Genomic DNA, 13935 nt, shown 5'->3' on the forward strand with positions numbered 1-13935 from the left:
GAATAAAAGATAATTATCAAGTTAGCAGTATTGGTTTAATTGGTAATAGTATGGGTGCATCAACAATTAATTATTATTTATTTAATTATAAAGTAACCAATTTAATTAACTGGGCAATTACTGATTGTGGATTCTCTAATCTACTTGTTCAATTTCGTTACGTCATGCAATATCGTTATAAAAAACCTTGATGATTAATTAGTAATGGTTTAGCCAAAAGATATCAAAAATTTACAAATACAAATATTTTAGAATATGATTTATTAAAAAAAAGCAAAACAGGTTTTCAAGTTCCTACTTTATTAATTCACGGTAAAAAAGATAATTTTGTCCCATTTTTCATGGCTAATGTCATTCATAATTATCAAGTTAAACTCCATTATAAAAATTATGATTATTTATTTTTGGAAAATATTGATCATATTGAAACCTTACCAAATGCTTATCAAACTTACATTAATAAAATAAAAAGTTTTATCAATACATACGAAATAAAAAAAATAGAGATAGGAAAAAGACATGAAATTAAAAAAGAAGTATTCGTTTTGAGTAATATTAATGATGGCAATTTCTGCCACAGTTGGATCATCAGTACTAATTTCATTTGGACAAGTAGCGTTTCAAAGTGGATTTAATCCGATTTTAATGATATGTGCCTGAATTTTAGGCGGTATTTTAATTTTGCCAGAAATGTTATTACTAGCAGAAACTGCTATTTCTTTTCCAGGAAATGGAAGTGCTTATTATTGATTAAAAAAAGCAAATTGAATGGCTTGTTCGTTTTGATTGGGATGGATTTTAGTTTTAATAGTTAGTGCTACTGCCGTTGCTTCTGCTACTTTAGCATTAGGTAATATTATTGGTACTTTAGCTCATATTACTAACCAATGGTTGATAAAATTATTTGGAATTTTAATTTTATTTGCATTAGCTATAGTCCAAATATTTATTAAAAATAATTCTGGAAAAACACAAATTATTTTTACAATTTTAAAAGGATTACCAATTACTTTTGTTTTATTTATTGCTATGATTTATGGCAATACAGATAGCTTTAATAGTGAAATAGTTCAAAAAGATTTATCAAAAATTTTTCTTGCAACTTATGTTTTATTACCAGCAACAACAATGACACTATTTGCCTATTCAGGAATTGAAGCAATAACTTATGTTACTGAAGAAGTAGAAAATCCAAGAAAAAATGTACTTTGAGCTTTAATTGTTGCAACAGGACTAATTATCTTTTTATATTTAATACTATTAATTGCTTTGTTAACTATTAATGAACCACTTTCATGATTAGATAAAAATGATGGATTTAGTAACGTTTGATATTATGCTATTATCAATAATCCTAATATTCCTCATGTTTTAGCTTATATTTTTTCAGGACTAGCAATTTTATTATTTGTTGGTTCACTAAATGCATTTCTACTTTATCAATCACGTTTAATTTTTAAAATGAGTGAAGAAAAAGATTTGTTTAAATTTTTTCAAAAAACAACTAAAAGAACTAATATGCCATGAGCTGCTATGTTACTATTAATATTTGCTGCTTTAATTTATATTTTATGAAATCAATTGTATGAAGTAACTAATTACTTTATTATTGCTATTAGTTTTTTAAAATTAATTGTTAATTCAGTCATTATCTTTTTAAGGCGCAAACATCCAGACTACCAAAAGATTTTTAATAATTTTTGATTTTACTTTTTCATTATTATTGGTTATTTAGGAGCAATAAGTGCTATTGTTGGATCATTTTTGGCAATGTATTATTATGGTACACAAAATAATAATATGTGAGCATTATGAAATTCACTAATTTTAATTGCTGTTATGTTAGCAGGATATCCTGTTTACTATATTAAAAATTATGTAGTTAAAATTGTTAACAATTTTAAAAATCAAAAAAAGATAATCAATCATAAAAAAATAATCTTATACCTTATTTACTTTCTTGTGCTAATAAAAAATTTTTAATATGAGCACCATAAAGATAATTAACAATATTCTTATTTTTATTAACAACACGATGACAAGGAACAATAATTGCTAATGGATTTTTACTTAAAGCTGAACCCACTGCCCTACTTGCTTTTGGATAACCTATCTTTTGCGCTAATTCTTGATAAGTTAAAGTTGTCCCAAATTGAATAGTACAAGTTTTACTCCATACTAATTCTTGAAAAGGAGTTCCTTTTAAAGCTATTGGTAAGTTAAAATCACTTAATTTTTTATCAAAATACATTGCTAGTTGTTTTAAGCAATTAACTACCACTATATTACTACTATCCTTAGCAACTTGACGAGTATTAACGAAGCTAACTTTTATTACTTGTTCTGCAACTACTATGATTTCAATTAAACCTATTTTAGTAGTTAAATAACCATATTTTTTCATATTTTTTATTACCCCTTTATTTTATTTAAACTATTACTTTCTTTTACAAGTTCTTGTAATATTTTATTATAAAAATTTTGTTTTAACAAATCCGAATTTTCAACAATCTTTTCAATAGATCAATCTCATCATTTTATATTTTGTAATTTTTGAACTATTTTTTTAGAAAAACGATATTTTATAATTTTAGCAGGATTACCACCAACAATAGCATAAGGAGGTACATTTTTTGTAACTACACTTTTAGCTGCAATTACTGCCCCATTACCAATAGTTACCCCTCTTAAGATTGTCACATCATGACCAATTCAAACATCATTTTCTATCACTGTTGGTGATTTAATCGGAAATTTATCTAATTTATCTTTTTCTGTAACTTCTGATAAATTTAATGATTTATAAAATAATGGTAAAGGAAATGTTGAAACTGCAGAATAATTATGATTGCCACCATTCATTATAAATAAAACACCTTGTGCAATTGAACAAAATTTACCAATAATTAATTCATCATCTATCATATTTGGAAAATGATAAATTATATTTTTATTTTCAAAATCAATAGCTGCTTGTTCGCCATTAAAATCATGATAATAAGTATAATCACCAATAAAAATTTTAGGTTTAGTAATATAATTTTTTATTAAAAATATTGTTGGTATATGAGGATTAATTTTAGTATTTGGACTTATCAAAATACCTTTTTGTGCTTTATCGATCAACTTATTTTACTCCTTTATTTTTCACTTTCAATACTCAAAATTAAATCACGAAGTGAAGCTGCCTTTTCAAAATTTAAATCTTTAGCTGCTTGTAACATTTCAACTCTTAAATCAGCAATTATCTTTGTTTTAGCAGCTATTTTTGTTTTACCTTTACTTGAATTTAAAATTTTTAAATCAACATCTAATTCTCTAGTACTCACGATTTCACTCAATGGTTTTTTAACAGTAACTGGTACTATATTATGTTTTTTATTATAAGCAAGTTGAATTTCTCTTCTTCTTTGCGTTTCTTCAATTGCTTGTGTCATTGCCTCTGTCTTAATATCTCCATATAGTATAACATGACCATTAACATTTCGTGCTGCGCGACCAATAGTTTGGATTAATGATTTAGTATTACGTAAAAAACCAGATTTATCAGCATCCAAAATACAGATTAATGACACTTCTGGTACGTCTAATCCTTCACGTAATAAATTAATACCAACAATAACATCAAAAACACCTTTTCTTAAATCTAACAAAACTTTAGTACGTTCTAATGTTTTTAATTCATTATGAATATAAGCAACTTTAATTTTTTGTTCTTGTAAAAAATTTGATAATTCTTCTGCCATTCTAATTGTTAAAGTAGTAATAAATACTCTTTCATTATTTTTTGTTCGTAATTTTATTTGATTAATAATATCTTCCATTTGATTTTTAGTTGGTTTAATTTCAATTGTTGGATCTAATAAACCCGTGGGACGAATAATTTGTTGAACTGGTACATTAAAGGGTTCAACTTCATTTTTAATTAAAGATAATTCATAATCAGCAGGAGTTGCTGAAGTATAAATAACTTGCTTTAACTTATTAGAAAATTCATTAAAATTTAAAGGACGATTATCCAAAGCACTAGGTAAACGAAAGCCATATTTTACTAATGTTTCTTTTCTGCTACGATCAGTATTATACATTCCTCTAATTTGCGGTAATGTCATATGAGATTCATCAATAATTGTTAAAAAATCATCTGGAAAAAAATCAATTAAAGTATATGGTGCTGAACCCACTTCTCTATTTTCTAAATGACGAGAATAGTTTTCAATACCACTACAAATACCAAATTCTTTTAAGGATTCTAGATCGTGTTCTGTTCTTTGTTCTAATCTTTGCGCTTCTACTAACATATTATTTTTTCTTAGTTGTGCTAATGTTATTTTTAACTCTTCAGTAATTTTAATAACTGCCTGATCAACACGACTTTTACTAGTAATATAATTTTGCGCAGGAAAAATTGTAATAAAGGGAAAACGTTCTAAAACATTAGCGCCTAATGTATCAATACGTGCTATTTCTTCAATTTCATCACCAAATAAACTAATTCTTAAATAAAATTGATCATTTCAAGATGGAGCTAACTTTATTAAATCACCTTTTGCACTAAAACTACCCGGTTCTAATGTAATATCATTACGTACATATCCATTTTTAATTAGTCTTAATAATAAATCTTTTCTATTAATTTTTTGTTCTTTTCTCAATTCAAAAAAGTTATCTTTATATGCTGTTGGTTCTTGTTCACCATAAATTGCTGCTACTGATGCTACAACAATAACATCTTTACTAATAGATAAACCATTTAAAGCACTTAATCTTAACATTTCAATTTCTTGATTTTGTTTAGAATTTTTATCAATATAAGTATCGGTTTTTGGTAAATATGCCTCGGGTTGATAAAAATCAAAATATGAAACAAAATATTCAACGCGATTTTCAGGAAAAAAAGTTTTCAATTCTCCATATAATTGCATAGCTAATGTTTTATTATGTACTAAAATTAAAGTTGGTTTTTGCACTTGCACAATAACATTGGCCATTGTAAAAGTTTTACCCGTACCAGTGGCTCCTAATAATACTTGGTATTTAATATTATTTTTAATAGCTACTACTAATTTTCTAATTGCTTCAGGTTGATCACCTGTTGGTTTATAAGGCGCTTTTAATTTAAACATAACTTTATATTCCTTTAAAACATTCTATATACAATACCATATTATTTTAAATAAAATAATAATAAAACTTTTATATAATTAAAATTATTATAAAACAATATAAATACTATACTTATTTTTTGATTTTTATAAGTATAAAAAATTATAATAAATTTCTTAAAAAATTTAAAGTTTAGTTATCAAATAAATCCAATGTTTAAAATTGACTTATTATCGTTTATATTTTATTTTACTTAGAATATAGTAAAATTTTAAACAGATAATTAAAATAATTTTTATATAAAGTAAAAAAACTAAAAAGGGGGAATGATTATGAAAACACTATTAACAGCAGTAAGTTTTTTAACGGTTTCATCATCAATTGGAAACTTAAATTCTATTTTAAACACCGAAATTAAAACTACAAATATTTTAAAAAATGAACCAATAAAATATGATGGAAAAGATAAAATTTGTACTGTCTGAAAAGAAAATTCAAAAAGTCCTGCAACATTAATTTATATAAAAAGTAGTACTTTAGATAGTTGATTTAAACTTTTTTCTTTAAATGACCTTGAAAAATTAAGAGAAAAAATATACTACGATACCATAAAATTTCCTTATCAAGGAAATAATTGAGCAAAACCTAACATATATAAATTATCAGAGGTATTAATGAATATTCTTAAATCTTTAACTAGTATACGTGGATACAATACATACGGAGTTGAACTATGTTACTATTTTGGAACTTTGTTTAGTAAAAAGCCACAATTTTCACCAAATACTCACGATAAAAATATAATAGAAAAATATTATAAATTTTTATGACATGATACTTTAAAAATTGCATTAAGTCGATATGAATGACAAAAAATTTTAAATACTAATAAAAATAAAACTGAAATTTTTAATATTATTTCTAGATTTCCCGAATGAGATGCAAGTGGTTGAAAAGGTTATATCTCAAACAAAGATTTATATACTTTATCTGAAAAAATTATTGAGAATTTTAATCAATTAAAAACTAAATTCGAAAATAGTAATACAGGATGAAAAGTAGTAACTAACACTACTGGCTCATGAACAGAACTTGAACAAGAATAAAATATACTTACAAAAAAATAATGAAAAGAAAGAGAGAAAAAATATAATGTTTAAAAAATTTAAAGAAATTTTCAAAAAGAAAAAATGACATTGTGATTATTGTAAAGAAAATTATCCTCTACTTTGTCCAATCAAAGGATTAGAAAAAGATGGAGAAGATTTTGAAAAAAAACCAAAAGATTAATTTTATACTTTAAATAAAAATAGGCAAATGCCTATTTTTATTTTTTTCTGTTTATAAATTGATATAAATTAATAAATTCTTTACTAATTTCAATCATCATTTGTGTTGTTAACAAATGATCTTCAGAATGCATAAACAATACTGAAAAAGGTAATTGATAACCTTTACCTTCTTCAACAATGACGCTCATATGTGATTGCAAAGCTTTAGTAATATTATCGTTTGCTTCATCAATCATTTTTAATGCTGTTTCAAATTGTCCTTCCTTAGCGAGAGTAATTGCTTCTATTGCTAAAGATTTTGCTTTTCCAGCAAAAGAAATTATTTCAAGTGAAATTTTTTCAAAATCAATATTATTACTTTTCTCTTTTTCTTTAATGCTCATAGTATTATTTTTTAATTTCTAACAAACTCATTGCTAATTCTAACGTTTCTTTACCTTGAACCATCGCATAAACTGCTGCTGGAATAATATTAAGAGCAGCATTTCCAATAATATTAGTAAAATCATTTTTCATATAACTTACTTGTGGTCCTAATAAAACAACATCCCATTTTTCACCTTTAGCAAAAGATGCTTTTGCTTCAGTAGCACCTAATGCTTTCACTTCATAATCTAAATTTAACTCTTTAATATACTCTTTCATATTTGCTTCTAGTCTTAAAGTGCTCATACCAGCTGAACACGTAAGTAATATCTTTATCATCTATCTTCCTCCTAATAAACAAAAATCAAATATACATAACTAAGAATATTATACATTGATATTTTTAAATTTGAATTTTAATGGTTTTAAAAAATATAACTTTTAACTAAAGATTAAAAATATATTACTAATATATATTGTAACTTTGATCACTATTGTGTAAAATTCATAATACTATCTAAAAATAAAGGGACTGATTATATGAAAGGCAAAAAGAAAAAAAACATAACTACATGAGGATTTATTATGTCAGTACTGGGTGCTGCTGTAGGATTAGGAAGTATTTGGGGATTTCCAAATCAAATGAATAAACATGGTGGTATCTTTTTAATTCCATTCTTTATTGCACTAATTGTCTGTGCTTTACCAATTTTATTAATTGAAATCAATTTAGGTAATAAATATCGTAAAAATCATGTTGAAATTTTTAAAGATTTAGCAAAAACTCCTGGGACTTTCTTTGGATTTTTACAAACTGCAGTTGTTTGAATAATGGGTGTATTTTATAGTGTTCTTGTCGCTTGATCATTATTGGCAATAGTTATGTCTTTTCTTCCTGGTTTAAATCAACAAGGATTTTTCTTAAATAAATTAATTGGTCAAACTTCCAACGATGTACCACAAAATTTTAGTCAATTGGGTAATATTAGTATTTGAGTTTTAATTAGTTTAATTATGGTTTGAATTATTACTGGTGTTATTTTGTTGGGTGGCGTTGTTAAAGGGATTGATTTAGCAAATAAAATTTTTATTCCTAGCCTATTTATCATGATTTTAATGATGATGATTTATGTTTTAACTTTACCTGGTGCTCTAGATGGTTTAAAAACAATGTTTAGTTTTAATAGTAAAAAAATATTAACTAGTAGCATTTGAACTGATGCTTTTGGACAAGCCTTCTTTATGCTTTCAACTTGTACAGGTGTCATTATTATTTTTTCAAGTCATGCGCCAATTGGTACTAGTAATACTAATAAAGGTTTAATTATTATGGTTGGTACTGTTATTGTTGCTTTATTAACAACATGTACTGTTTTTGGAGGAATCGGTGCAATTGCATATAATCAGCATAAAACTATTGATGAAGTATTTATTTCGGGTCCAACTTTAATTTTTCAAGTTTTTCCACAAGTTTTTGCAATCATTACTGAGCAAACACATCTTCCATTTTTAAGTCACACCCTAGCTTTCCTTTTCTTTTTATCAGTATTTTTTGCTGGTATATCTTCATTAATAGCAATAGCTGAAGCCGTTGTTAATCCTCTAATTAGTTGTTATGGCATTAAACGTTATCAAGCATTATTAATAATGATTATTAGTAGTTTTATGCTTGGTTTAATATTCTGCTTTAATAATAGTAGTCCTTTAATTGATGGACTTGCAATATGAGTTACTGGTATTTGACAAATGATTATTGGTATTTGTGAATTAATTGGTGTTATCCTTATTTGAAAATGTTATGATAGTTTAAAAGAATTTAATAATCAATATTCATGAGTTAAATGAAATAAAGGTTTCAAATATTTATGTTTAATCCTTATTCCAACAATTATTTTAATTAACTTGGTCTTTGCTTTATATCAATTAATTAATAATATAATTAGTAATCCTTTTATATTTCTAACTATTGGCTTGACGCTAGGAGCTATTACTGTTTTATTATTTACTTTAATTTTTACTTTTTGAAATAATATTAAAATCTATTTTATAAAAATTAATAATAAACTATTTAAACAAAAAACAAAAACTGAAATTATTAAAGTCGACACTGAATAAAATTAATATAACTGCTAATTTAAATAGATAATTATTCATTAAACAGTCATATTAAAATATCTTATATAATAAAATATGCTATATAAAATCCAAACATAATAATAAATAAAAATGAATTCAATCCAATAATATTATTAATAAAGTTATTTAGGTAACTTTATTTTATTCATTATCAATTTCTTTGTTTTCTATTAAAATAATATTATTAGTAACTTCTTCATTATCAATTTCAATAATATTTTTTTTATCTAATTTATAATATTTATTAATAATACGTTGTATTTGTTTAATCTTATTTTCAGATCTATTAATATATGATTTATTAAACGTATATTTATTATATCTCAAATCTATTATTGCAGTCTTTACCTCATTTTTCATTTGTTGATATAAATTACCATTTTTAAAAACATAATTTATATCATTTTTATTCAATAAAAAATCTTTTATTTCTTTTTCAATTGCATTATTAATTGTATCTAGTCTAGAACTACTATTAATTGAAGCAACTACACAAACTATAATAACTCCTATAACAATAACTATTATAGGCAAACCTATAATCATAAACATTAAATCATTATTATTCATTTCAGTATTATACATTTTTTAATTCACTTTCAATCTTTAATTTTTACTTTTCTCTTTTAATTTATTTTTTATTCTTTTTCAAAATTTAAACTATGGATATTGTTTATTATATATAACCATATAATCAATTAAAGTACTAATAATATTTTAATTTATATATATTGTATATTTTTTAAAAAAATAAATAAAAATTACTAATAGTTCACATCATAATAATATTTATTAAAATGGTTAGTAAGTAGTAACAAACACCCCTATATATGATATTATTTTTATACAATCACTCAACCAATAAATTTAAAATAGAAAAGTTAGGAGTTTAAAATTATGAAAGATTTTAAAAATATTAAAATTAAACAAATTAAAAATAGCAATAATAATAAAATTGGTATCTTATTAGGTACTCTAATTTTATTGTTATTAATAACTTTTAGTTTATTAAGACTACTACCAATTGGTAAATTTTTAGACGACTTTATATTTTCTTTTTTATTTGGATGAAGCAAATATTTAATTTATATATTATTATATATATCTTTAATTCCACTTTGTTTTAATTATTATTTTAAATTTAAAGCTTCCTTTGTTTGAGCAATAATTACTACTATTATATGCTGCGCTTGAACAATTGAAACTATTACTATTATTAGTCATTATGATAATATTTGATTTAATAATAAATTTCATATTAATTTAATTAATGATTATTATCAATCTTGATGAAATTCAACTATTTTTAATAATTATCATGGATTTTTCAAATCACCTATTTCCTTTAATAATTGAACTATTGATAGTTTCTTTCCCTCTTATCTTGTTGGCGGATTAATTGGTAATACTATATTAGAATTTTTAGGTTACACAACTTTTTTTGTTAATTTTATATTAAATATATTAATGATTATTATTTGTTTTAGTTGATTATTTTTTAACCGTCCCTTAATTTTATTTATCACTATTTCAAATCATATCAAAGAAACAATTTTAGATTTTAAAGTTAAGCAAAAAGATCAAAAAATTAATAAATTAGAAAAAGCAAAAGAAAAACAAAAAAAACTTACTTTGGCACAAAATAATACTATCAAAATCAATAATCTAAAAAAAGAACTAAAAATAAACAAACAACAAGCAAAAAACAATAATAAGCAATCTAAATTAGAAACTAAACAATTTACAAAAGAAAATTTATCAAACAATAAAGTAAAAAACGAAAAAATAAACTTTGATATAGAAACCAATAAAGAATTATTACAAGAAAATAACAATATTAACAAAATTAATAATCAAAAATTAGAAAATAATGAAACAAAAGTTAAAGAACAAAACAAAATTATTAATCAAATTGAAAAACAAAATAACAATCAAGAAAAAACAAAAGCTTTTCTTCCTGAACAAACTATAATTAATCAAAAATATATTTTACCAACATTAAAATTAACTAAAAAATCAGATAATCTAATAAAAAAGCAAGAAGAAAATGAAAAATATGCTTTAGAAAATAAAGAAAAAATTAATCAGTTATTTAAAGAATTTTCTGTTCAAGGAAAAGTAAATGATTTTACTATTGGTACAACAGTAACAAAATACGAGGTTTCAATCACTTCAGGAATGAAAATTAACAAAATTACTAACTTAGAAGAAGAACTAAAACTAGTTTTAGCAAATAATAATATTAGAATCGAAGCACCAATAGCTGGTAAATCAATGATTGGAATTGAAGTTAGTAATAAAAATATTGTTCCAACTAATATGCAAGAACAATTTGAAAATATAAGCGAAAAATATAAAAATAAAAAATTATTAATTAGTATTGGTAGAAATACTACTGGTGATTACATCTTTCATTCATTAAAAGAAATGCCCCACTTATTAATTGCTGGTAGTACTGGTTCAGGAAAATCAGTTTTTATTAATGATTTACTAATTTCTTTGCTCTTACAATACAAACCTCATGAAATAAAACTAATATTAATCGATCCTAAATGAGTAGAATTAGCAATTTATAATGATATCCCACATTTAATTATTCCAGTAATTAATGAAGCAAACAAAACACCAGCAGCATTACAAGTAGTAATTTTAGAAATGATGCGTCGATACCAACTATTTGCAAAAAATGGAAATCGTGATATTGAAAGTTATAATAAAAAAATAAGTCAAGAAATTGATAAATTACCTTATTATATTATTGTTATTGATGAATTAGCAGATTTAATGGTACAAGCAAGCAAACAAATTGAAGAAGGGATCATGCGAATTACACAAATGGGTCGAGCAGCAGGAATTCATTTAGTAATAGCAACACAAAGACCATCAGTAGATGTAATTACTGGCGTAATTAAAAATAATATTCCAGCAAGAATTGCTTTTAAAGTTGCATCTTGAATTGATTCAAAAACAATCCTTGATACTGCTGGAGCAGAAAAATTATTAGGTAAAGGCGATATGTTATTTTTAGCTCCAGGACAAAATAATATCAATCGTTTACAAGCACCATGAATTAGTGATGAAGATGTTTCAAAATTAATAAAGTTTATTAAAGAACAATCTTCGGTTAAATATGATAATAATTTTATTGAAAAAATGAAAGAAATTAAAGATTCAAAAAAATAAAATAAGTTTTCTGTTAATTAACAGAAAACTTATTTTCATATTCCAAACATAAAATAATTATTTTATTATTGAGGTAATTTTATATTTTCATAAATGGGAAATTTATTTAAAAGCATATCAACTTTTTTTCTTAATTCATTTAAACCATCATCATTAATACCCTTAGGTAATTTTCAAGCACTAATAATAATCTTTCCTAATTCAATAAACTGCTCTTCTTTAAAACCTCTCGTTGTCATTGCTGGACTACCAAAACGAACACCACTAGTAATAACAGCTGGTAAAGGATCAAAGGGAACACCATTCTTATTAGCAACAATATTAATCTTTTCTAAAATATCAACAGCTTCTTTACCATTTAAACCGTTAATATTAGTAACATTAACAGTTAATAAATGATTATCAGTTCCACCCGCCACTACATGAAATTTTGCATCAAGAAAAGTTTTCGCTAATGCTTGAGCATTTTTAATTACTTGCATTTGATAAGTTTTAAATTCTGACGTTAATGCTTCATAAAAAGCTTGTGCTTTTGCTGCAATAATATGTTCCAATGGCCCACCTTGATTACCGGGAAATACCGCACTATCAATTTTCTTTTTTAATTCTTCGGTGCAAAGAATAGCACCACCACGTGGTCCTCTTAATGTTTTATGAGTTGTTGTTGTTGTAATATCAGCATAACAAATAGGATTTTGATGTAATCCAGCAGCAATTAATCCAGCAATATGCGCCATATCAACCATTAAATATGCTCCAACAGTATCGGCAATTTTACGAAACTTTGATCAATCAATAAGTCTTGAATAAGCACTAGCTCCTGCTACAATAATTTTTGGTTTACATTCTTTAGCAATTTTTAAAATTTCATCATAATCTAAATATTCATCCTTTTTACTTACACCATAATTAACACCGTGATAAATTTTACCAGAAAAATTAATTTTATAACCATGAGTTAAATGACCACCGGCATCAAGTTCCATACCAAGAATAGTATCACCTGGACGTAATATAGCAGCATATGCTTCAGCATTAGCTTGACTACCAGAATGAGGTTGTACATTAGCATGAAAATTACCTTTTTTACATTGACCTGGTTTATGATTACAATTAAATAATTGTTTAAAACGCTCTATTGCCAAATTTTCAATTTTATCAACATTTTCGCAACCATTATAATATCTTCTGCCCGGATAACCTTCTGCATACTTATTAGTTAATATTGTTCCAGCAAGTGTAAGTACAGCTGGTGATACATAGTTTTCTGAAGCTATTAATTCAATATGATTTTGTTGACGTTGTCATTCATCTTTCACAATTTTTTTTAATTCTGGGTCAAGACCCTTATTAAAAGATTTATCCATTTTTAAACATCCTCTCTTTAATAATTTAATAGTAAAATTATTTTAGTTTTGCAACTCTTAATTGATGTCTTTTTTCATCACTTGTTTTAGTATTTAAAAATAATTTCACAAGTTCTACTGCTTTATAATCAGAAATAATTCTAGCACCTAGTGCTAAAACATTAGCGTCATTATGAAGTCTTGCCAATCTTACTGTTTCTTCTTCATAGCAAAGGGCACAACGAACACCATTAATACGATTGGTAGCAATGCTAATACCAATACCAGTACCACAAATTACAATACCAAAATCTGCTTTTTTACTAACAATAGCATTAGCAACATTAAAACCAAAATTAGGATAATCAACAGGCTCACTGCTATTTGTTCCTAAATCTAAAATTTGATAGCCTTCTGTATGTAAAAATTTAATAATTGGTTGTTTAAATTCATAAGCGGTATGATCATTACCAATAGCAATTACTAAACCATTAGTTTTCAACTTT

The 13935-nt window shown here is 24.6% G+C and carries 14 protein-coding genes; 6 read left to right on the forward strand and 8 right to left on the reverse strand.

All coding sequences use genetic code 4. The annotated features are described in order from the left end of the window. Positions 1-50 precede the first annotated feature (50 nt). Together AACK83_RS00875 and AACK83_RS00880 are read left to right on the forward strand one after the other, a co-directional pair. A complete protein-coding gene (locus AACK83_RS00875) occupies positions 51-635 on the forward strand; it encodes an alpha/beta hydrolase (RefSeq protein ID WP_338958748.1) in 585 nt (194 codons plus the stop codon). Beyond that, a complete protein-coding gene (locus AACK83_RS00880) occupies positions 520-1983 on the forward strand; it encodes an APC family permease (protein ID WP_338958750.1) in 1464 nt (487 codons plus the stop codon). The genes AACK83_RS00875 and AACK83_RS00880 overlap by 116 nt, the downstream gene beginning before the upstream one ends. Here the strand turns inward: AACK83_RS00880 and AACK83_RS00885 are convergent. The 3 genes from AACK83_RS00885 to uvrB are packed head-to-tail and all read right to left on the reverse strand — an operon-like array spanning position 1949 to position 5126. Then, positions 1949-2404 (reverse strand): methylated-DNA--[protein]-cysteine S-methyltransferase, encoded by a 456-nt coding sequence (locus tag AACK83_RS00885; protein ID WP_338958753.1) that lies wholly within the window; start codon positions 2402-2404, stop codon positions 1949-1951. The genes AACK83_RS00880 and AACK83_RS00885 overlap by 35 nt on opposite strands. Positions 2405-2412: 8 nt before the next feature. Further along, entirely contained in the window at positions 2413-3123 is a 711-nt protein-coding gene (locus AACK83_RS00890; RefSeq protein WP_422397098.1) for a CatB-related O-acetyltransferase, read from the reverse strand. A gap of 17 nt (positions 3124-3140) precedes the next feature. After that, on the reverse strand, positions 3141-5126 hold the full coding sequence (gene uvrB, locus AACK83_RS00895; protein WP_338958759.1) for an excinuclease ABC subunit UvrB: 1986 nt from the start codon (positions 5124-5126) through the stop codon (positions 3141-3143). A 312-nt stretch (positions 5127-5438) separates the two neighbouring features. Between uvrB and AACK83_RS00900 the strand changes: the two genes are divergently transcribed. Both AACK83_RS00900 and AACK83_RS00905 read left to right on the forward strand, forming a co-directional pair. After that, on the forward strand, positions 5439-6212 hold the full coding sequence (locus AACK83_RS00900; RefSeq protein WP_338958762.1) for a hypothetical protein: 774 nt from the start codon (positions 5439-5441) through the stop codon (positions 6210-6212). 46 nt (positions 6213-6258) lie between these two features. Beyond that, positions 6259-6396: a hypothetical protein gene (locus AACK83_RS00905; RefSeq protein WP_252320481.1), complete on the forward strand. Its 138-nt coding sequence runs from the start codon at positions 6259-6261 to the stop codon at positions 6394-6396. Between the two features lie 37 nt (positions 6397-6433). On the opposite strand, the gene AACK83_RS00910 is transcribed toward AACK83_RS00905, so the two are convergent. Further along, positions 6434-6781 (reverse strand): PTS lactose/cellobiose transporter subunit IIA, encoded by a 348-nt coding sequence (locus AACK83_RS00910; protein ID WP_338958764.1) that lies wholly within the window; start codon positions 6779-6781, stop codon positions 6434-6436. 4 nt (positions 6782-6785) lie between these two features. Next, entirely contained in the window at positions 6786-7103 is a 318-nt protein-coding gene (locus tag AACK83_RS00915; protein ID WP_338958767.1) for a PTS sugar transporter subunit IIB, read from the reverse strand. Between the two features lie 201 nt (positions 7104-7304). On the opposite strand from AACK83_RS00915, the gene AACK83_RS00920 reads away from it, so the two are divergent. After that, the gene (locus tag AACK83_RS00920) at positions 7305-8879 is read left to right on the forward strand and encodes a sodium-dependent transporter (protein WP_338958770.1); all 1575 of its coding nucleotides are present in this window, start codon (positions 7305-7307) and stop codon (positions 8877-8879) included. Positions 8880-9041: 162 nt separating this feature from the next. On the opposite strand, the gene AACK83_RS00925 is transcribed toward AACK83_RS00920, so the two are convergent. Further along, positions 9042-9485 carry a hypothetical protein gene (locus AACK83_RS00925; RefSeq protein WP_338958772.1) on the reverse strand — a complete coding sequence of 148 codons (444 nt, stop codon included), beginning with the start codon at positions 9483-9485 and terminating at the stop codon, positions 9042-9044. Positions 9486-9797: 312 nt separating this feature from the next. Between AACK83_RS00925 and AACK83_RS00930 the strand changes: the two genes are divergently transcribed. Then, positions 9798-12083: a DNA translocase FtsK gene (locus AACK83_RS00930; RefSeq protein ID WP_338958775.1), complete on the forward strand. Its 2286-nt coding sequence runs from the start codon at positions 9798-9800 to the stop codon at positions 12081-12083. Positions 12084-12148: 65 nt separating this feature from the next. On the opposite strand, the gene glyA is transcribed toward AACK83_RS00930, so the two are convergent. Both glyA and rpiB read right to left on the reverse strand, forming a co-directional pair. Then, positions 12149-13450, reverse strand: a complete 1302-nt coding sequence (glyA, locus tag AACK83_RS00935; RefSeq protein ID WP_338958778.1) for a serine hydroxymethyltransferase — start codon at positions 13448-13450, stop codon at positions 12149-12151. Between the two features lie 37 nt (positions 13451-13487). After that, a complete protein-coding gene (rpiB, locus tag AACK83_RS00940; RefSeq protein ID WP_174480264.1) occupies positions 13488-13916 on the reverse strand; it encodes a ribose 5-phosphate isomerase B in 429 nt (142 codons plus the stop codon). Between the last annotated feature and the right edge of the window lie 19 nt (positions 13917-13935).

Origin of the sequence: Spiroplasma endosymbiont of Tiphia femorata (assembly GCF_964020225.1) — a bacterium.
In the GTDB taxonomy this organism is placed as follows: Bacteria; Bacillota_I; Bacilli_A; order Mycoplasmatales; family VBWQ01; genus Spiroplasma_E.